Below are 19,603 nucleotides of genomic sequence, written 5' to 3' on the forward strand. Positions count from 1 at the left end.
GACGGGTCGCGATGCTGGCGGTGGCGGGCCTCACCGGGGGCCTGCTGCTGACCAGTCCGCAGCCCGCGTCCGCCGCCAACCTCATCAAGAACGCCGGCTTCGAGACCGCGGGGGCCGACGGGATGCCGTACTGCTGGGAGAAGTCCGGGTGGGGCGACAACGACTTCACATTCGAGCACACCTCGGACGCCCACACCGGGGCCAAGGCGATGAAGGTGACGCTGACCCGGCGGGTCGACGGCGACCGCAAGGCGCTGATCACCGAGTCCACGGAGTGCGCGCCGACGGTGACGCCGGGCAAGCAGTACGATCTGTCGCTCTGGTACAAGACGACCACCCCGGACGCGGCGGTCACCCTCTTCCGGCACGACACGACGGCCGGCTGGCAGTACTGGACCGACCTCAAGACCCTGGAGATGCAGGGCAGCTGGACCCAGGCGACGGTCCGCACCCCCGAGGCGCCCGCCGGCACCGACCGCATCACCTGGGGCGTCTCCGTCTACGGCACCGGCTCGGCGACCACCGACGACTACACGATGGACCAGGTCCCGGACGTCCTGCCGCCCGCGACCTGCACCGCCACCGCCGACCAGTGCGCCAACGGCCGCTGGGACGTGCTGCCCACGCAGAACCCGGTCCGCTCCATGCACTCCGTCGTCCTCAACAACGGCAAGGTGCTGTTGATCGCGGGCTCCGGCAACAGCGAGGAGCAGTTCAACGCGGGCACCTTCACCTCCGCCGTCTACGACCCGGCGAACGGCAGCTACAAGGTCATCCCCACCCCGAAGGACATGTTCTGCTCCGGGCACGTCCAGCTCCAGGACGGGCGGGTGCTGGTGATGAGCGGCAACAAGGCCTACCCGGTGGTCGGCGGGCACGGCTACGAGGGCTTCAAGGACTCGTACGTCTTCGATCCCGTCACCGAGACGTACAGCAAGACCAACGACATGAACGACGGCCACTGGTACCCGTCGGCGACCGTCATGGGCAACGGTGACGTGCTGTCCTTCGGCGGGCTGCGCGAGGACTCGACCGGCTCGGTGACCGCCGAGCTGTTCTCCGAGGCCGAGCAGCAGTGGCAGCCGCTGTGGAAGGTCAACCAGACCTGGTCGTACTGGGGTCTGTACCCGTCGATGATCCTGATGCAGGACGGCCGCCTCTTCTACTCGGGCAGCCATGTCTTCGGCAACAACATCCCCGGCACCGGCGCGGCGATCTACGACTACGACGCCAACACGGTCACCCAGATACCGGGGCTTCAGAACAAGGACCAGCGCGACCAGTCGGCGAGCGTGCTGCTGCCCCCGGCGCAGGACCAGAAGGTCCTCACCCTGGGCGGCGGCAACATCGACTCCAACCCGGACGGCAACCGGCTGACCGACGTCATCGACCTGAAGGCCGCCAACCCGTCGTACGTCGCGGGCCCGCCGCTTCCCCAGGGCACGGTGGACCTCGGCAACGGCCCGGTGGCCGAGACCGGCAACCAGGGCAAGATGTACGTCTCCGCCGTGCTCCTGCCCGACGGCAAGGTCCTGGAGACGGGCGGGGCGCTGCACAACCGCGCCGACCCGGTCTTCGAGTCCTCGCTCTACGACCCGGCCGTGAACACGTTCGATCCCGTGGCCGCCGACCCGCAGGCCCGCGGCTACCACTCCTCGTCCTTCCTGCTGCCCGACGGCCGGGTGATGTCGACCGGCGACAACCCGGGCAACGGCACCTGGAACCACAACGTGTCGATCTACACCCCGCCCTATCTGCTCAAGGGCGCACGGCCCACGATCACTTCGGTGATCGACACCGAGTGGACGTACGGCGACACGCAGCGCATCACCGTCGACCGGCCCATCGCCAAGGCGGAGCTGATCCGCCCCGCGGCGGTCACCCACTCCTCGGACCCGAACCAGCGGTACGTGGACCTGCCCCTGTCCGTCGACGGGAACAACGTCGACCTGAACGTGACGAGCAACCCGAACCTGGCTCCGCCCGGCTGGTACATGCTCTTCGCGGTCGATGCCAACGGCGTGCCGTCGGTGGCGAAGTGGGTGCACCTCCAGGGCCCCGCGGCCCTGAGCGCCTCCGACGCCTCGGCGCACGTCCACACCTTCGCCGACGACCTGACGGGCAAGGTCACCGGCCAGGGGAAGAAGCGGACCTCGCAGAAGGTCCCCGCCACCGTCTCCGGCTGCGACCGGCACTACGGCTCGATCAACGTGTGCGTGCCGACCGCGTTCCCGGCGACCGTCAAGAAGACCACCGCCGCCCGCTGCACCTGGCTCAAGGCGAACGACTACGGCCGCCTCAAGGTCAACGGCAAGGACGACCCGCTCGGACTCGACCCGAACAACGACGGCCTCGCCTGCGGAAAGGGCGACCTGAAGAAGAGGAGCTGACCGGACTAGCGGTCACCCGCGAACTCCGCCAGGGCGCGCTCCACGATGGCCACCAGCTGCTCGTGGTGCGCGCCCTTCCAGTACGCGCGCCCGCAGTCCCCGCACTGCGCGAAGACGTCGTACGACCGCTGCGTCCCGCCGTGCAACTGGTCCGCCACGTCCTCCTTGGACGCCTCCCTGAGCATGCCGTTGCAGGCGGTGCACCGGGCCCAGGGCCGCAGCTCGGGGCGGAACCGGTCGAGGACGTCCCGAAGCTGCTCCTCGGGGTCGGTGCTGTAGACGTACGCGCCCGCCCACAGTTCGCGGCGGCGCAGCAGGCCCCGGTCGCGGCTGAGCATGACCCGCCGTTCGGCGGCGGACCGGGCGGCGAGCGCCGGGTCGCCGATGTCCGTCGACTCGTACGCCGTGTCCACGCCGAGCAGACGCAGCCGACGGGCGAGGGTGCCGAGGTGGACGTCGAGGAGGAAGCGGAGCGGGGCTCCCGGGACCTGCTGGGGGCGGGTCACCGGGCGGACGGTCACTCGCTCGCCGTCCGCCGGGATGTGCCCGACCGGCGTCTCCCGGCCGTCGACGACCAGCGCGCCGACCTCCGTCAGCGGCACCCCGAGCGACTCGACGACGTGCCCGAGGGTGGAGACGCCGTCCACGGCGAGCGCGGTGGCTCCGCAGCGGCGGGCGTGCGGGACGAACAGGGCCAGCTCGGGGGCCACTTCGACGTGGATCTCGGGTCGGTTCACCTGGTCAGGATGGCATGGGGGAGGGGCGCGGTCTCAGCGGTTTTCGTGGGGCAGTCCGTGCTGGAGCACCGTCATCGTGCGGTCGAGGAGGGCGGTGAAGTCCCCCTGGTGGCCGTTCTCCGCCCAGTACAGGGAGGTCTCCATCAGGCCGCCGATGAGGGACATCGCGTAGACGCGGACCTCCAGGCTGTCGGGGTCGCGGCCGGTGCGCTCGCTGATGGCGGTGCAGAGCATGCGGCCGGTGACCGACATGCTCTCCATCATCCGTGAACGCACCGCGGGCACCTGGACCATCAGCTGGGTGCGCAGCCGCGCCACCTCCTCGTCCTCCTCGATGCCCTGGCGGGCGGCCTCCAGCATCACGAACCGCATGGAGTCCGACCACGGCTCGTCGGTCGGCCGGGCGCGCAGTTCCTCCATGAGGATCGGGTCGTACTCGTCCGTGAGGACGATGTCCTCCTTGGTCGGGAAGTACCGGAAGACGGTCGACGGCGACACCTCGGCGCGCTCGGCGATCTGGTCGATCGTCGTGGCGTCGTACCCCTGCTCCTTGACCAGCGCGTACGTCGCCGTACGGATCGCCTCGCGCGTCTTGATCTTCTTGCGCTCGCGCAGGCTCAGCTGGGGGCGGTCGGCGGGGGAGCTGGTTCGTGCGGCCGTCATGGGGTTCATTGTCGGGCATCGGCCTTCGCGGGGGCCACGTCGGAGTCGACGCCCTCGTCCTGCCGGGTCCCCGGCAGGAACGCGGCCGCCAGCAGCGCGGAGACCAGGGCGGCGACGCCGCACACCAGCAGGACCAGGCCCATGCCGTGGACGTACGCACTGTCCGCGGAGGCGGCGAGGCGGGCCGAACCGGCCTTCTCGGCGATCAGATGGGCGGCGACCACCGAGTCCCCGGCGGTGTCGGCGGCCCCGGCCGGCAGCCCGGTGACGTCGAGGCGGTCGCGGAATGCTCCCGCGAGCAGGCTGCCGAGCAGGGCGATGCCGATGGCGCTGCCCACCTGGCGCAGGGTCATCAGCAGACCGGAGCCGCTGCCGGCGCGGTCGGTGGGCAGGGTGCCCAGGGCTCCGGACATCGCGGGCACGACCGAGAAACCGAAGCCGAAACCGGTCACGGAGAGCCACAGCGCGGTGAAGCCGTAGCCGGAGTCCACCGTCGTACGGCTGCCGAGCAGCGCGGCGAAGGCCAGCGCCACCAGGCCCGCGCTCACCACGGCTCGCGCCCCGAACCGGACGACGACCGGCTGCGCGGCGCGGGCGGCGATCAGCAGGCCGCCCATCATCGGCAGCAGCCGCACCCCGGTGCCCAGGGCGTCATGGCCGAGGACGGCCTGGAGGTACGGCGGCAGCACGAACAGCAGACCGGACAGGACGAACATCACGAGGGTCGCCGCGAGCGTGTTGAACAGGAACCCGCGGTGCGCCAGCAGCCCCATGTCGAGCATGGGCCGTACGGCCCGCCGCTCCCGCAGCACCAGCGCGGCGATCAGTACGACGGCCAGGGCGATCAGCGTGAGGATCAGCGGGTCGCCCCAGCCGCGGACCGGGGCCTCGATGATCGCGTAGATCAGCGCGCCGAGCCCGGCCGCGGTGAACGCCGTGGAGACGGTGTCGACCTTGGGGGAGGCCGGGTCGCGGGTCTCGGGCAGCAGGAAGACGCAGGCGGCGATGCCGATCGCGGCCATCGGGACGTTGATCAGGAACACCGAGCCCCACCAGAAGTGGTCGAGCAGCCAGCCGCCGATGATCGGGCCGAGCGGCAGGCCCAGCGTCGAGCCGGCGGAGACGATGCCGACGGCCTTGGTGCGCTCGTCCGGTGCGAAGAGCGAGGGCAGGACGGACAGGGCGAGCGGGGTGACCAGCGCGCCGCCGATCCCCATCACCGCACGGGCGGCGATCACCGCGTTCACGTCCCCGGCGAGCGCGCCGACGACCGAACCGGCCAGGAAGATCCCCAGCCCGACGATCAGCATCCGCCGCCTGCCGAACCGGTCCCCGAGGAGCCCGGCCGGGAGCATCAGCGAGGCGAAGACGACGACGTACGCGTCCGCCATCCACTGCTGCTCGCCGGTGGTCGCGCCGAGCTGCCCGGCCATCGTCGGGAGCGCCACGTTGAGGATCGTCATGTCGAAGCCGAGCGTGAGCATGCTCGCGACCAGGGCCCCGAGGGCCCACCAGCGGCGCGGGTCGGGAAGCGACCCGGACGGTTGAGTGACAGTAGCCATAAAATGAGAGTAGCTCTCAAAATATAGTTACTGTCAATCTGTAGGCGCTGTCAGGGGGAGGGTCGGTGCAGGAGGCACACGAAAACTGGCCACGGCTCGAGAGCCGTGGCCAGAAAGAAGGCGGAAAAGCGTCGATCGCTACCCGCTGTCACTTGACGTCATCTGTCGTCACCCGTGCTGGTACGCCACCAGCGAGATGCCGACGTAGTGCACGACGAACGCGGCGAGCGTGAGGGAGTGGAAGACCTCGTGGAAGCCGAACCAGTGCGGTGACGGGTTGGGCCGCTTGATGCCGTAGATCACGCCGCCCGCGCTGTAGAGGAGCCCGCCGACGACCACCAGGACCAGGACGGCGATGCCGCCCGTGCGCAGGAAGTCGGGCAGGAAGAAGACGGCGGCCCAGCCCATCGCGATGTAGCAGGGGGTGTAGAGCCAGCGCGGAGCGCCCACCCAGAACACCCGGAAGGCGATGCCCGCCGTCGCCGCGCCCCAGATGCCCCACAGCAGCCACTGGCCCTTGGCCTCGGGCAGCAGCAGCATCGTCAGCGGCGTGTAGGTGCCCGCGATGATCAGGAAGATGTTCGCGTGGTCGAGCCGGCGCAGGATGCCGTCCATGCGCGGGCTCCAGTTGCCCCGGTGGTACAGCGCGCTCACGCCGAACAGCAGGCAGGCGGTGAAGGCGAAGATGCCGCAGGCGATCCGGCCGCGGGTGGAGTCGGCGAGAGCGGTGAGCACGAGGCCCGAGACGAGGACGGCCGGGAACATGCCGAGATGCAGCCAGCCGCGGAGCTTGGGCTTGATCTCGTGCGACAGGGGGAGCCCGACGGGGCCGTGGCTGGCGGCCGGCGTGTCCGTGGGCGCGTCGGGGACGGGCGCAGTCATGCGCTGAATCGTACCTACGGAACCGTAAGTTACGGATCAGTCCGGGGGTGTGAAGGGCGAAGAGTGGCCATCATCTCACGGTCGTTCAGGTCCGCCGGAGCCGGTTTCAGGCCCTACGGGAGCCTCCTTCACCCCAAAGAACCTTCCGCTGAACACCATGTGGACGCAAAGAGGCGCGGTTATGCGTGGCGATCCTCACTCTGCTCACCTGTGACGCCTTCTGGACAGATGGGCGCGCGCGTCGGATGATCAGATGAGTGCGGTCGACACCGGATGAGCGCCAGAGACGCCAGAGCTCCACGAGAAGCACCAGCATCCGAGAAGCATCCGGGTCGCAGCCCCCACGGGGCCTCCAACAAAAAACCCCTCATCTAGGAGCAATCGTGGCGCGCGACATCGCGGCTCCCCCCGTCATCCCCACCCACCACCAGGAACTCGTCTCCTGGGTGAACGAGATCGCAGAACTGACGCAGCCGGACAACGTGGTCTGGTGTGACGGATCCGAGGCCGAGTACGAGCGCCTGTGCGAGGAGCTCGTCTCGAAGGGCACCTTCCGGAAACTCGACCCGATCAAGCGCCCCAACTCCTACTACGCCGCCTCCGACCCGACCGATGTCGCACGGGTCGAGGACCGGACGTTCATCTGCTCCGAGAAGGAGGAGGACGCCGGCCCGACCAACCACTGGAAGGCCCCCGCGGAAATGCGGGCCATCTTTACTGGAGAAGAGAACAGCTTCTCGGGGGAGAAGGGCCTGTTCCGCGGCTCGATGCGCGGCCGGACGATGTACGTCGTCCCGTTCTGCATGGGCCCCCTCGGCTCGGACCTCTCCGCGATCGGCGTCGAGATCACCGACTCCGCCTACGTCGCCGTGTCCATGCGCACCATGACCCGCATGGGACAGCCCGTCCTGGACGAGCTCGGCTCCGACGGCTTCTTCGTGCGTGCCGTGCACACGCTCGGAGCGCCGCTGGCCGAGGGCGAGGCGGACGTCCCCTGGCCGTGCAACTCCACCAAGTACATCTCGCACTTCCCGGAGTCCCGCGAGATCTGGTCCTACGGCTCCGGCTACGGCGGCAACGCCCTGCTCGGCAAGAAGTGCTACGCCCTGCGCATCGCCTCCGTCATGGCGCGTGACGAGGGCTGGCTGGCCGAGCACATGCTGATCCTCAAGCTGACCCCGCCGCAGGGCCAGTCCAAGTACGTCGCCGCCGCCTTCCCCAGCGCCTGCGGGAAGACCAACCTGGCCATGCTGGAGCCGACGATCTCGGGCTGGACGGTCGAGACCATCGGCGACGACATCGCCTGGATGCGCTTCGGCGAGGACGGCCGGCTGTACGCCATCAACCCCGAGGCCGGCTTCTTCGGCGTCGCGCCCGGCACCGGTGAGCACACCAACGCCAACGCGATGAAGACGCTGTGGGGCAACTCGGTCTTCACCAACGTCGCGCTCACCGACGACAACGACATCTGGTGGGAGGGCATGACGGAGGAGACCCCGGCCCACCTGACGGACTGGAAGGGCAACGACTGGACGGCGGCGGGAGCCGACACGCCCGCCGCCCACCCCAACGCCCGCTTCACCGTCCCCGCCGCACAGTGCCCGATCATCGCGCCCGAGTGGGAGGACCCCCGGGGCGTGCCGATCTCGGCGATCCTCTTCGGCGGCCGCCGCGCCAGCGCCGTACCGCTGGTGACGGAGTCCTTCGACTGGAACCACGGAGTCTTCCTCGGCGCGAACGTGGCCTCCGAGAAGACCGCCGCCGCCGAGGGCAAGGTCGGCGAGCTGCGCCGCGACCCCTTCGCCATGCTGCCGTTCTGCGGCTACAACATGGGCGACTACATGGGGCACTGGGTCGACGTGGCGAAGGGCAAGGACCAGTCCAAGCTGCCGAAGATCTACTACGTCAACTGGTTCCGCAAGAACGACGAGGGCAAGTTCGTCTGGCCCGGCTTCGGCGAGAACAGCCGGGTCCTGAAGTGGATCGTCGAGCGCCTCGACGGCAAGGCCGAGGGCGTCGAGACCCCGATCGGCGTCCTGCCGACCAAGGAGGCCCTGGACACCAAGGGTCTCGAACTGGCCGACTCCGACCTGGAGTTCCTCCTCACGGTCGACAAGGAGGTCTGGCGCGAGGAGGCCGCCCTGGTCCCCGAGCACCTGAACACCTTCGGCGAGCACACCCCGAAGGAACTGTGGGACGAGTACCGCGCACTGGTGCAGCGCCTGGGCTGACGCCCTCCTGATACGCCGCGGCCGGCTCCGATCGTGCCCTGACCAGCTGTATCGTCACGGCCGGCCGCGGTGAGAGCACCACAGACCGGCGAGGTTTCGCACAACGGCGTGTGGAGCCCTGGGCCCGTCGTCACATCCCCGTCCGCCCCGACGGAGACGTGACGACGGGCCTTCGCCTGTTGTGGAGGCTTTTCTGGCGTGGATAAGTTTCCGAACACGCGCCATAAAACAGTTAAATACTGGCATTCAAGGCTGATCAGCCTATGGTGATGCAGTGCGCGGAATCCTGTTGGCCGGAGGCACCGGCTCGCGACTTTGGCCGTTGACCCGCTCGGTGTCGAAACAGCTGCTGCCGGTCTTCGACAAACCCATGATTTACTATCCGCTTTCCACGCTGGTGATGGCAGGCGTTCGGGAGACCCTGATCATCACCACGCCCGAAGACCAGGGGCAGTTCCGTCGGTTGCTCGGCGACGGCGGTCAATGGGGTCTGCGGCTGGAATACCTGGCACAGGAGCGCCCGGAGGGCATTGCGCACGCCTTGGTGCTGGGGGCCGAATTCATCGGTGACGAGGCGATCGCCCTGATTCTGGGCGACAACATCTTCCATGGGAGCGGCCTCGGCACACGGCTGGCTCTGCACGACGATCCGGAGGGCGGCAGGGTGTTCGCCTATCAGGTCGCCGATCCTTCGGCCTACGGCGTGGTGGAGTTCGACGAACGGGGCCGGGCGGTGTCCATCGAGGAGAAACCGGACCGTCCCAGGTCCCGGTACGCGGTGCCCGGACTGTACTTCTACGACAACCGGGCCGTGGACATCGCCCGTCGTCTACGGCCCAGCGGCAGAGGCGAGTTGGAGATCACCGACCTCAACCGCGTCTATCTGGAAGCCGGGGCGCTGCAGGTCACCCGGCTGGACCGGGGCACCGCGTGGCTCGACACCGGCACCTTCAGGTCCATGGTCCAGGCCTCGGAGTTCGTCCGGGTGATCGAGGAGCGTCAGGGCTTCAAGGTCGGCTGCGTCGAAGAGGTGGTCTGGCGGGCAGGTCTGATCGACGACGACCGGCTCCGGGAGCTGGCCCGACCGCTGCTCAAGAGCGGCTACGGCCACTACCTGCTGGGGCTGCTGGAGGACTCCCGGCACGTCGCCCTGCCCCACCGGGGCGGGCGACTCCTGTGTGACGTCAACGGGCCGGCCGGCGGAAGGGGCTGAGCACGTGAAACCGCTGGGCATCGAAGGGGCATGGGTGGACACGCCCACCGTGTTCACGGACGACAGAGGCCGATTCCACGAGTGGTTCAAGGGCGGCGACTTCCAGGACTCCGTCGGCCAGGGGCTCCGACTCGAGCAGGCCAACTGCTCTCGCTCCGCTCGCGGAACCCTCCGCGGCATTCACTGTGCGGCGGTCCCGCCGGGGCAGGCGAAGTACGTCACCTGCGTCAGCGGCGCCGTCCTCGACGTGGTGGTCGACATCCGCGTCGGCTCCCCGGGCTTCGGGACCTGGGAGGCGGTTCGGCTCGACGACACGACGCACCGCTGCGTCTATCTCTCGGAAGGGCTGGGGCACGCCTTCATGGCGTTGGAGGACAACTCCACCGTCGTCTACCTGTGTTCACAGGGATACGCGCCGCAGCGCGAGTTCGGGATCAATCCGCTCGACCCGGCGTTGGCCATCGCCTGGCCCGACGACCTCACACCGCTCCTTTCCGAGAAGGACGCCGCCGCGCCGACGCTGGAGCAGGCGGAGCGGGAAGGTCTGCTGCCTTCGTTCGAGGAGTGCACCGCGTATCGCGGACGTCTGGTGAGCGGGGCTTGAACAAGGTTTGAAAGGGTCGGCCATTCGATGAGACCCACCCTTTCGGAGGTAGGGCGAAAGGGTGCCGACGGGGTGCCGACGGGATGTCGAAGGTATTGACGCCACCCGGGTGATCCTTGTTCACGGTTCGGGTCGGTTCTTCGTAATTCTTTCATTAAAGGTGAAGAATTCCATCGTTCTGACCGAAGGTGATGTGACGTGCGAGCGGCATGAAACTCACTCCGTGCGCGCTTGCTGTCTGATCCCCTCCCTATCGTGAGGAAGGTTCTCTTGAGCCGCAGAACGATCCGAATTTCGCGCCTGAAATCCGCCACGCTGGTGTCGGCGGGCGCGGTCGCCGTGGCGCTCAGCGTCGTCCCGAGCGCGGTCGCCGTCGCCGACGTGATGCACCAGCCCGCCGCCGACAGCGCTGTGGTGCAGCTGCGCCCGGACGAACAGCCCTCGGTGGCCATCGCCGACGCGATCCGCAGGGCCGGGGCCGAGGGCCAGGCGACGGTACAGCCCGACGGCATGACGAGGGCCGGCGGAGACGGGGATCACCATTCCCATGGCGACCGTGATCACGTCGGCCCCCGGGGGCCCCAGGGTCCTCGCGGTCCCCAGGGGCCTCGTGGCCCCAAGGGTGATGAGGGCAAGCCCGGCAGGCCCGGCAGGCCGGGTCCGCAAGGCCCGCAGGGCGCTGACGGAGCTGACGGAGCTGACGGAGCTGACGGAGCTGACGGTGCCGACGGCGCGCAGGGAGCTCAGGGTGCTCAAGGAGCCCAGGGTGCCCAAGGCACGCTCGGCAGCTCGTACGTCAAGACCGTCACCGGTACGGGCACCGCGGCCGTCACCTGCAATGCCGGCGACGTCGCCACCGGCGGCGGAGTGACGCTCACCAACGGCAACCTCAGGGAGAACTTCCCGACCGGCGGCACCGCCACCACGCCTCCCACCGGATGGCAGGCCACCACCACCGCCAGCAACGCGAACAACATCACCGCCTATGTGATCTGCGCCGATCTGCCGTAACTCCCCTGGGAGCGGCCGCCGTCCCCGAGGCCTCGGCCTCGGGGCGCCGTCCGCGTGCGAACACGTCGAACCGCCCGGCGTCGAACGCCGGGCAGCAAGAGAGCTCGGAGAACCATGCGCGTCCTTGTGACCGGCGGCGCCGGATTCATCGGTTCCCAATACGTCCGGCGGCGGCTGGGCGCGGATCCGACGGCACGGATCACCGTCCTCGACAAACTCACCTACTCAGGGGTCGAGGCCAACCTGGCGCCGGTGGCGGAACTCCCCGGCCACACCTTCGTCCGGGGCGACATCTGTGATCCGGACCTGGTCGACCAGGTGATGGCGGGTCAGGACGCGGTGGTGCACTTCGCCGCCGAGTCGCACGTCGACCGGTCGATCGACGGGGCGGGTCCGTTCGTCCGCACCAATGTGACGGGCACGCAGGTGCTCCTCGACGCCGCCCACCGGCACGGCGTCGGCCGCTTCGTCCATGTGTCCACCGACGAGGTGTACGGCTCGATCGGCGAAGGCTCCTGGACCGAGGACCGGCCCCTGGCGCCGAACTCCCCGTACTCCGCGTCGAAGGCGGGCTCCGACCTGCTGGCCCTCGCCTACCACCGCACCCACGGCCTGGACGTCGTCGTCACCCGCTGCACCAACAACTACGGGCCGTACCAGTTCCCCGAGAAGATCATCCCGCTCTTCGTCACCCGCCTGCTCGACGGGAGGACGGTCCCCCTCTACGGGGACGGCCGCCACCTACGCGACTGGCTGCACGTCTCCGACCACTGCCGGGGCATCGACCTGGTCCTGCACGGCGGCAGAGCCGGGGAGGTCTACCACATCGGCGGCGGCGTCGAACTGAGCAACCACAAACTCACGGGTCTGCTGCTGGACGCGCTCGGCGCGGACTGGGACCGGGTCGAGCACGTGGCCGACCGCAAGGGTCACGACCTGCGTTACTCGCTGGACGACAGCAAGATCCGCGAGCAGCTCGGCTACGCCCCGCGGGTGCCCTTCACGGAGGGCCTGGCCACCACGGTGGACTGGTACCGCGCACACCGCTCCTGGTGGGAGCCGCTGAAAGAGCGGGCCGAGCCGCGATGACCACGCCCTGGCTGGTGACCGGCGCGCACGGGCTCCTCGGCCGGGACGTGCTGGCCGAGCTCGCCGTCGATCCGGACGCCGCGGTGACGGGACCGGGCCGTGACCGGCTCGACATCACCGACCCGGCCGCCGTGCACACGGCCGTCGCCGGTCACCGAGTGGTCGTCAACTGCGCCGCCTGGACGGACGTGGACGGCGCCGAGCGATCCGAGGCGGCGGCCACGGCCGTGAACGGCACGGGCGTCCGCCACCTGGCACGCGCCTGCGCGGACCACGGCGCGGTCCTGCTGCACCTCTCGACCGACTACGTGTTCCCGGGCGACGCCCGCCTGCCGTACCCCGAAGACGCCCCGACCGGACCCGTCAACGCGTACGGGCGGAGCAAGCGGGCGGGGGAGCTGGCCGTCGCCGAACTGCTGCCGCACACCGGCTACGTGGTGCGCACCGCCTGGCTCTACGGCGCGCAGGGTTCCAGCTTCGTGGCCACGATGCTCGACCTCGCCACCCGGCGCGAGACCCTCGAGGTGGTGGCCGACCAGCACGGTCAGCCGACCTGGACCCGAGCGCTCGCCCGGCAGTTGGCCGCCCTCGGCCGCGCCGCGCTGACCGGGCAGGCGCCGGCGGGCGTCTATCACGGCACGGCGGCCGGCCAGACCACCTGGTGCGGTCTGGCGCGGGAGACCTTCCGTCTCAGCGGCCTCGATCCCGAGCGGATCCGCCCGGTGGGCTCGGAGAGGTTCCCGCGTCCGGCCGCTCGTCCGGCCTTCGGCGTGCTCGGTCACGACAACTGGCTGCGGGCCGGGCTCACACCCCTCCCACGATGGGAAGACCAGCTGGCCGCGGCCCTGAAACAGCCCGACTTCGCCGCTCTCGCCGCAGCGGCACGAGCGACGAGCCCCGCTGCACGGACCGCCGGGAGCTAGTCAGACCAGCAGCGGGCCGCCGCAGCGTGCGGCGCCGTCCTTCATCGCGATGAGGTTGGCGATCACGTACGAGATCTTGTTCTGGGAGTGCCATTCGGAGGGGAAGCAGGTGGCCAGCCGCGAACTCTGGAACCTGGCCTCGAGGTCGGGCACGAAGGCGCGGTACTGGTCGTCCGTGTAGTACCAGAACGAGTTCTCGTTGTAGTAGGCCGTGTGGCTCGGGTCCTGGTAGGCGCCGCGGCCGTCGGAGCTGGGCGTCGTGGTGAGGAGCATGCCGCCGGGCGCCAGCAGCCGGTACAGCTCGTTGATCAGCGCCACCTTCGCGGGCACGTGCTCGAGGAAGTTCACGGCCCGCATCAGGCCGACGGAGTCGTCGGGCAGATCCAGCTTTCCGGGCAGGGTCGCGACGATGTCGACGCCCTCGCCGGGGGCCTTGTCCACGCCCACGTATCCGGGCGGCTTCCGGCGGGCCGCGCCGAGGTCCAGCGCGAGCAGACCCCTGCGGTAGGTCCAGGCGAGGGCGTTGGCCTCGATGTACTTGTCGTACAGGGCGACCGTCTCGCGCTGGATGTGCGCGTTGATCTCCGGGTCGCGCTGGGTGTTCGCCGGGTGCATCCGCTGGAGGTACAGACAGCTGGGGATGTGGTGGAAGTCGCCGACGTGGAACAGACGGCACATCAGGTCCTGGTCGTCCAGGACCGAACGGGTGGCGTCGTACCCGCCGGCCTGCGCATAGGCGTCCTTGCGGAACGCCCGCACATGGTTGGGCGCGTACCAGATGTACGCGACGTTGTGCGGAGTCGGAGCCATGGACCTGACCTGGAGCAGGGTGCGGCCGTCGACGCGCACCTCCTCGTAGTGCCAGCCGTGCGCCTCGTTGAAACGGCTGTCGTCCCGTTTCCCGTCCTCGGTGATCTGCGCGGTGTTGCTGTAGACGAAGACGGCCTCGGGGTGTGCGTCGAACGCCTTGCCGAGCTCCGCCAGGCACTCCTTCGCCAGCAGGTCGTCATGGTCGAGTTCCACGAGGATCTCGCCGCGCGCCCGTTCACAGGCCCTGCGCTTAGCCGCTCCGACGCCGACCACGTCGTCCGCGATCTCCACCCGGACCCGGTCGTCGGGGTGCTCCGGTCGCCAGCGGGCGCCGTTGTTGAGCAGGACGATCCACTCCCAGTCCGAGCAGGTCTGGGCCTGGAGCGTCGCCAGGCACTCGTCGAGGAAACGGGGCCGGTGGCTGGGGGTGAAGACGGAGAACCTCGGGGTGGCGGTCGACGTCATCTGGTGCTCCCTGCTTGGCTCGAAGTGCGCAGGAGGCCGGCCCTGGCGGACCGCGAGCATGCCGACGCGCCGGAGCCGAACCACCGTCATGGGCGCCGACGTTACGAGTCCGCTGTGATGACGCCGCCGTCCGGCAGGCGCTTGTGGTGTACAGATCACCCGAATGGGGGGAGGGGGAAGCCGCGGCGAGACGTCGTCGTAGGCGACACCCGTCACACGGTCGTGGCGCCCGGTCCGCGCGTCGCTGCGGGTGCACGCGGACCGGGGCCGTTCGAGGGGACCCCGGCGGGGGTCGGCCAGCCCTGCGCAGCCGGCCATGCTCGGCTGCAGGTGCTCGGCTGGCGTTGCTTCAGCCGGTCTCGCTCACACCGATGTTGCTCAGCCGGCGGTGCTCAGCTCCTGCCGCTCCGCCAGCGCGGCGGCGTGTACGTCCATGCGCTCGGCCGCCAGGATCGCCGCCGCCGTGTCCGCACGGGACGCGGCGACGAGGAGGGCGCGGCCCGCGAGGGCGTGCGCCCGCTCGTGCAGGGCGGCGGCATGCGGCTCGGCCGGGCCGGCGGGGAGGGACGCGCGGACCGGGGTCCGTCCGCCCCGCAGCCGGGTCACCTGCTGGGCGAGCCGGTCGGCCGCGGCGTCCAGGTCCGTGGACGCGGTCGACGTGCGCAGCTCGTCGGTGACGGCGAGCAGCGCCGCGAGGTGGGCGGCGAGCTGGATGTCCAGCTCCTCCTCGCGAGAACGGTGCGGGAAGTCGGAGCTGGTGCCGGCCATCGTGCTGTGGACCGACTTGGTGCGGATCGGCTCGTACATGGGGATGGCCTCCTGGACTCTGACAGGAAACCATCCTAGCTTAGATTTCGTCTAAAGTTGAGCGCTTCACGGAACAGGGCCGCCCGCGCACCCAGGGTGAGCGAGCCGCCCCCGCTGCGAGCGGCGCCCGTCTGCAGCGAGCGGCGCCCGCCCCCGCTACGGCTGGCTGTAGCCGTCCAGGAAGCGTCCGATCCGGCCGACCGCGTCCCGTAGGTCAGCCGCCGTGGGGAGTGTGACCACCCGGAAGTGGTCCGGCTCGGGCCAGTTGAAGCCGGTGCCCTGGACGACCATGATCTTCTCCTGGCGCAGCAGGTCCAGGACCATCCGCCGGTCGTCCTTGATCTTGAACACCTTCGGATCCAGCCGCGGGAAGAGGTACAGCGCCCCCTTCGGCCGTACGCACGTCACGCCCGGGATCTGCGTCAGCAGCTCGTACGCCGTGTCGACCTGCTCCTTGAGCCGGCCGCCCGGCAGCACCAGGTCGTTGATGGTCTGGCGTCCGCTGAGCGCGGCCACGACCCCGTGCTGGCCCGGCATGTTGGCGCACAGCCGCATGTTCGCCAGGATCGTCAGGCCCTCGATGTAGGAGTCGGCGTGGGCGCGCGGCCCGGAGATCGCCATCCAGCCGACCCGGTAGCCGGCCACCCGGTACGCCTTCGACATGCCGTTGAAGGTGAGGGTCAGCAGATCGGGCGCGACGGAGGCGGTCGGGGTGTGCGTGGCCCCGTCGTAGAGGATCTTGTCGTAGATCTCGTCGGAGCAGACGAGGAGGTTGTGGCGGCGGGCGATGTCGGTCAGCCCCCGGATCATCGCCTCGTCGTACACGGCCCCCGTCGGATTGTTCGGGTTGATGATGACGATCGCCTTGGTGCGGTCGGTGACCTTGCGCTCGACGTCCGCGAGGTCGGGCATCCAGTCGGACTGCTCGTCGCACCGGTAGTGCACGGCCGTGCCGCCGGACAGGGCGACGGCGGCGGTCCACAGCGGGTAGTCCGGGGACGGCACGAGGACCTCGTCGCCGTCGTCCAGCAGGCCCTGCATCGCCATCACGATCAGCTCGGACACGCCGTTGCCGATGAAGACGTGCTCGACGTCGGTCTCGATGCCGAGTGTCTGGTTGTGCATGACGACCGCCCGGCGCGCGGCCAGCAGGCCCTTGGCGTCGCCGTAACCGTGCGCCGTGGAGACGTTGCGGAGGATGTCCTCCAGGATCTCCGGCGGGCAGTCGAAGCCGAAGGCGGCCGGATTGCCGGTGTTGAGCTTCAGGATGCGGTGACCAGCCGCTTCCAGCCGCATCGCCTCCTCGAGAACCGGGCCCCGGATCTCGTAACAGACGTTGGCGAGCTTGGTCGACTGGATCACCTGCATGTCAAGGAGCTTACGGCCGGGTAACGCGGCTTGGGGCGTGTTTTCCGCCACGCGGGGGGTGTTTGTCGTGCGGCCGAAAACGAGTGCTTGTTCCCAGAGGGTCCCGTGCCGAAAATGCACATGACAAAAAACACGTGACAAGCAGCGGCGGCCGGAAGATCTCCGGTCGCCTTGTCATAAGAGGGGACCCCCACATGAGAAAGCCTCTCGTCGCCGCGTTCATCGCCCTGGCCATAGCCGGGATCGGTGCGGCGCCCGCGGTCGCGGCGCCATCGACGACAGCGCCCACGACCACGGTCGCGGCCAAGGCGGACGCCGCCGCGGTCAAGGCGGACACCAAGGCGGCCGCCACGCCGACCCTCCAGGCCGTGACCCTGGCCGGGACCGTCGCGCTCAGCAACTGCTCCGGCTCGGTCATCCGCTTCCCGAACTCGCTGTCCACCGACCCGGCGCTGGTGCTCAGCAACGGCCACTGCCTGACCTCCGGCTTCCTGGACCCGGGCGAGGTGCTCACCAACCAGACCTCCACCCGCACCTTCGGTCTGCTGAACTCCTCCGGCACCCGCGTCGCCACCCTGCGCGCCAGCAAGCTGGCCTACGCGACGATGACCGACACCGACGTGTCGATCTACCAGCTCACCAGCACCTACGCGACGATCCAGAGCTCGTACGGGATCTCCGCGCTGACCGTCCAGGACACGCACCCGACCGCCGGCGCCGCCATCACCGTGGCCTCCGGCTACTGGAAGACCCTCTACAACTGCAACATCGACGGGTTCGTGTACCGCCTCAAGGAGGGCGACTGGACCTGGAAGGACTCCCTCCGCTACACCTCCGCCTGCCAGACCATCGGCGGCACCTCCGGCTCGCCGGTGATCGACCAGTCCACCGGCAAGGTCGTCGCCGTCAACAACACCGGCAACGAGGACGGCGAGACCTGCACGGAGAACAACCCCTGCGAGGTCGACGCCAGCGGCAACGTCACCGTGCGCGAGGGCATCAACTACGCCCAGGAGACGTACATCATCCCGGCCTGCTTCACGACCGGAAACCAGCTCAACCTGAGCGCGAGCACCTGCACCCTGCCCAAGCCGTAAGGCGATGCGGGGGGCGTTCCGTCACACGGGACTGCGACGGACCGCCCGCCCCGCCAGCACGTCTGTACGCCGCCCGTCCTCGATCGCGAACCGCCCGTCGACCAGGACGTGCGGGACGCCGGTCGGCAGGGTGCGCGGGGCGTCGTACGTCGAGCCCGCGGCCACCGTCGCCGGGTCGAACAGCACCAGATCCGCCCGGTACCCCTCGCGGACCAGACCCCGGTCGGGCAGCCGCAGCCGGGCCGCCGGTCGCCCCGTGAGATGGGCGACGCACTCCTCCAGCGACAGCACCCCCAACTCCCTTACGTACCGGCCGAGATAGTGCGGGAACGTGCCGTACGCGCGCGGGTGCGGCTTCGCGCCCTGCAGGACGCCGTCCGAGCCGCCGGTGTGGACGCGGTGGCGCATGATCGCCCGGACGTTCTCCTCGTGGCCCACGTGCTGGAGGATCGTCGGGGCGAGCCCGTCGTCCAGGAGCAGTCGACGCGCGGTCGCCCAGGGCTCCTCGCCGCGCAGCCGCGCCGACCCCAGGACCGTACGGCCCACATGGTCCGCCAGCCGCTGGTCGCCCACGCCCGAGATCTCGACCGTGTCCCAGTCCACCGGCACGCCGTGGCAGCCGTCCGCGCCGGTCACCTCCAGGGCGTGGCGGATCCGGGCGGCCGTGTCGTCGTCCGCGAGCCGGCGCAGGATCTCCGCCGGGCCGCCCTCGCTCGCCCAACTCGGCAGCAGGGCCGCGAGGGTGGTGCAGCCGGGGGTGTAGGGGTAGGTGTCGAGGGTGATGTCCGCGCCGGCGGCCAGCGCCTCGTCCAGCAGCGCCAGCAGTTCGGGCGCGCGGCCCTCGTTCACGCCGAAGTTCATGGTGGCGTGGGCGAGATGGAGGGGGCAGCCGGCCTCCCGGGTCAGCTCGACCATCTCCGCGTACGCCTCCAGCGCCCCCGCCCCGTACGAGCGGTGGTGCGGGCAGTAGTAGCCGCCGTACCCCGCCACCACCCGGCACAGTTCGGTGAGTTCGGCGTCCTCGGCGTACATCCCGGGGGTGTACGTCAGCCCCGACGACAGACCCATCGCCCCCTGCTCCAGCCCCTCCGCCGTCAACTGCCGCATCCGGTCCAGCTCCTGGGGCGTGGCCGGGCGGTCCTCCCAGCCGACGACGAGGGCGCGGACCGTGCCCTGCGGGACCAGATAGGCCGCGTTGACGGCGATGCCCCGGCCCTCGACGCCGGAGTCCAGCCGGTCCAGGTACTCGCCCACCGACCGCCAGTCGAAGTCGACGTCCTCGCCGTACCCGTTCCACCCGGCGATCGCCCGGCGCACCTCCTGAAGCGTCCGGTCGTCGACCGGGGCGTACGACAGCCCGTCCTGGCCCAGGACTTCGAGGGTCACCCCCTGCGCGGCCTTCGCGCTGTGGTCGGGGTCGCGCAGCAGGGCGAGGTCGCTGTGGGCGTGCATGTCGATGAAGCCGGGGGAGAGGACGAGCCCCTCAGCGTCCAACTCCCTTCGCGCCTTGGGGCGTTGACAGCCCGCCGCCGCGGCCTCCTGGACGATTGCGACGATCCTGCCGCCGTCGATCACGACATCGGCGCGGTAGGAGTCCGCGCCGCTGCCGTCGACGACGTCCGCGTCCCGGATGACGAGGTCTTCCATGCCGGTGCCTCCTGCTGGCGTCTGGACTGGCATCCAGGCGAACGTGCGGATGGACTGAGGGGACTGAGGGGACTGAGGGCTGATGGGCTGATGGGCTGATGGGC

General features: G+C 69.8%; 16 protein-coding genes. 8 read left to right on the forward strand and 8 right to left on the reverse strand.

Translation table 11 applies throughout. From position 1 onward, the window contains the following. Positions 1 to 11: 11 nt before the first annotated feature. Positions 12 to 2,390 carry a galactose oxidase-like domain-containing protein gene (locus OG562_RS27535; protein ID WP_266409574.1) on the forward strand — a complete coding sequence of 793 codons (2,379 nt, stop codon included), beginning with the start codon at positions 12 to 14 and terminating at the stop codon, positions 2,388 to 2,390. 5 nt (positions 2,391 to 2,395) lie between these two features. Here the strand turns inward: OG562_RS27535 and OG562_RS27540 are convergent, their stop codons facing one another. The 4 genes from OG562_RS27540 to OG562_RS27555 all read right to left on the reverse strand — a co-directional run bounded on the left by OG562_RS27540 (position 2,396) and on the right by OG562_RS27555 (position 6,234). Next, positions 2,396 to 3,127 (reverse strand): Mut7-C RNAse domain-containing protein, encoded by a 732-nt coding sequence (locus OG562_RS27540; protein WP_266402386.1) that lies wholly within the window; start codon positions 3,125 to 3,127, stop codon positions 2,396 to 2,398. Positions 3,128 to 3,160: 33 nt separating this feature from the next. After that, positions 3,161 to 3,799 (reverse strand): TetR/AcrR family transcriptional regulator, encoded by a 639-nt coding sequence (locus tag OG562_RS27545; protein ID WP_266402387.1) that lies wholly within the window; start codon positions 3,797 to 3,799, stop codon positions 3,161 to 3,163. After that, positions 3,796 to 5,352, reverse strand: a complete 1,557-nt coding sequence (locus tag OG562_RS27550; protein ID WP_266402388.1) for a DHA2 family efflux MFS transporter permease subunit — start codon at positions 5,350 to 5,352, stop codon at positions 3,796 to 3,798. The genes OG562_RS27545 and OG562_RS27550 overlap by 4 nt, the downstream gene beginning before the upstream one ends. A 168-nt stretch (positions 5,353 to 5,520) precedes the next feature. Further along, positions 5,521 to 6,234, reverse strand: a complete 714-nt coding sequence (locus OG562_RS27555) for a hemolysin III family protein (RefSeq protein WP_266402389.1) — start codon at positions 6,232 to 6,234, stop codon at positions 5,521 to 5,523. 383 nt (positions 6,235 to 6,617) lie between these two features. Here OG562_RS27555 and OG562_RS27560 point away from each other — a divergent pair, with 383 nt between their 5' ends. From OG562_RS27560 to rfbD, 6 genes are all read left to right on the forward strand, one after another. Next, entirely contained in the window at positions 6,618 to 8,465 is a 1,848-nt protein-coding gene (locus tag OG562_RS27560) for a phosphoenolpyruvate carboxykinase (GTP) (protein WP_266402390.1), read from the forward strand. A 274-nt stretch (positions 8,466 to 8,739) separates the two neighbouring features. Beyond that, on the forward strand, positions 8,740 to 9,678 hold the full coding sequence (rfbA, locus tag OG562_RS27565) for a glucose-1-phosphate thymidylyltransferase RfbA (protein ID WP_266402391.1): 939 nt from the start codon (positions 8,740 to 8,742) through the stop codon (positions 9,676 to 9,678). 4 nt (positions 9,679 to 9,682) lie between these two features. Further along, positions 9,683 to 10,282, forward strand: a complete 600-nt coding sequence (locus OG562_RS27570; protein ID WP_266402392.1) for a dTDP-4-dehydrorhamnose 3,5-epimerase family protein — start codon at positions 9,683 to 9,685, stop codon at positions 10,280 to 10,282. 270 nt (positions 10,283 to 10,552) lie between these two features. Continuing rightward, positions 10,553 to 11,293 carry a hypothetical protein gene (locus OG562_RS27575; RefSeq protein ID WP_266402393.1) on the forward strand — a complete coding sequence of 247 codons (741 nt, stop codon included), beginning with the start codon at positions 10,553 to 10,555 and terminating at the stop codon, positions 11,291 to 11,293. A 114-nt stretch (positions 11,294 to 11,407) separates the two neighbouring features. Further along, the gene (gene rfbB, locus OG562_RS27580) at positions 11,408 to 12,382 is read left to right on the forward strand and encodes a dTDP-glucose 4,6-dehydratase (protein WP_266402394.1); all 975 of its coding nucleotides are present in this window, start codon (positions 11,408 to 11,410) and stop codon (positions 12,380 to 12,382) included. Continuing rightward, complete coding sequence (rfbD, locus tag OG562_RS27585; protein WP_266402395.1) at positions 12,379 to 13,305, forward strand: dTDP-4-dehydrorhamnose reductase; 927 nt, start codon at positions 12,379 to 12,381, stop codon at positions 13,303 to 13,305. The genes rfbB and rfbD overlap by 4 nt, the downstream gene beginning before the upstream one ends. Here the strand turns inward: rfbD and OG562_RS27590 are convergent, their stop codons facing one another. The 3 genes from OG562_RS27590 to OG562_RS27600 form a co-directional block, all read right to left on the reverse strand. After that, positions 13,306 to 14,580 carry a glycosyltransferase gene (locus OG562_RS27590; RefSeq protein WP_266402397.1) on the reverse strand — a complete coding sequence of 425 codons (1,275 nt, stop codon included), beginning with the start codon at positions 14,578 to 14,580 and terminating at the stop codon, positions 13,306 to 13,308. It lies immediately after the preceding gene. 378 nt (positions 14,581 to 14,958) lie between these two features. Then, the gene (locus OG562_RS27595) at positions 14,959 to 15,387 is read right to left on the reverse strand and encodes a hypothetical protein (protein WP_266402399.1); all 429 of its coding nucleotides are present in this window, start codon (positions 15,385 to 15,387) and stop codon (positions 14,959 to 14,961) included. 156 nt (positions 15,388 to 15,543) lie between these two features. Continuing rightward, positions 15,544 to 16,755, reverse strand: coding sequence for a pyridoxal phosphate-dependent aminotransferase (locus OG562_RS27600; protein ID WP_266402403.1), 1,212 nt, complete (start codon positions 16,753 to 16,755; stop codon positions 15,544 to 15,546). Positions 16,756 to 16,949: 194 nt separating this feature from the next. On the opposite strand from OG562_RS27600, the gene OG562_RS27605 reads away from it, so the two are divergent. Beyond that, positions 16,950 to 17,852, forward strand: a complete 903-nt coding sequence (locus OG562_RS27605) for a serine protease (RefSeq protein ID WP_266402405.1) — start codon at positions 16,950 to 16,952, stop codon at positions 17,850 to 17,852. A gap of 21 nt (positions 17,853 to 17,873) precedes the next feature. Here OG562_RS27605 and OG562_RS27610 read toward each other — a convergent pair whose 3' ends face one another. Then, positions 17,874 to 19,499 (reverse strand): amidohydrolase family protein, encoded by a 1,626-nt coding sequence (locus OG562_RS27610; protein WP_266402408.1) that lies wholly within the window; start codon positions 19,497 to 19,499, stop codon positions 17,874 to 17,876. Positions 19,500 to 19,603: the final 104 nt, after the last annotated feature.

The organism is Streptomyces sp. NBC_01275 (assembly GCF_026340655.1).
GTDB lineage: Bacteria > Actinomycetota > Actinomycetes > Streptomycetales > Streptomycetaceae > Streptomyces.

Excerpts from the sequence above, each read along its gene's own strand:
- OG562_RS27590 (WP_266402397.1), bottom strand. The coding sequence starts at position 14,580 with ATGACGTCGACCGCCACCCCGAGGTTCTCCGTCTTCACCCCCAGCCAC.
- rfbB (WP_266402394.1), top strand. The coding sequence starts at position 11,408 with ATGCGCGTCCTTGTGACCGGCGGCGCCGGATTCATCGGTTCCCAATAC.
- OG562_RS27610 (WP_266402408.1), bottom strand. The coding sequence starts at position 19,499 with ATGGAAGACCTCGTCATCCGGGACGCGGACGTCGTCGACGGCAGCGGC.
- rfbD (WP_266402395.1), top strand. The coding sequence starts at position 12,379 with ATGACCACGCCCTGGCTGGTGACCGGCGCGCACGGGCTCCTCGGCCGG.
- OG562_RS27600 (WP_266402403.1), bottom strand. The coding sequence starts at position 16,755 with ATGCAGGTGATCCAGTCGACCAAGCTCGCCAACGTCTGTTACGAGATC.
- OG562_RS27550 (WP_266402388.1), bottom strand. The coding sequence starts at position 5,352 with ATGGCTACTGTCACTCAACCGTCCGGGTCGCTTCCCGACCCGCGCCGC.
- OG562_RS27545 (WP_266402387.1), bottom strand. The coding sequence starts at position 3,799 with ATGAACCCCATGACGGCCGCACGAACCAGCTCCCCCGCCGACCGCCCC.
- OG562_RS27555 (WP_266402389.1), bottom strand. The coding sequence starts at position 6,234 with ATGACTGCGCCCGTCCCCGACGCGCCCACGGACACGCCGGCCGCCAGC.
- OG562_RS27535 (WP_266409574.1), top strand. The coding sequence starts at position 12 with ATGCTGGCGGTGGCGGGCCTCACCGGGGGCCTGCTGCTGACCAGTCCG.
- OG562_RS27595 (WP_266402399.1), bottom strand. The coding sequence starts at position 15,387 with ATGTACGAGCCGATCCGCACCAAGTCGGTCCACAGCACGATGGCCGGC.
- OG562_RS27605 (WP_266402405.1), top strand. The coding sequence starts at position 16,950 with ATGAGAAAGCCTCTCGTCGCCGCGTTCATCGCCCTGGCCATAGCCGGG.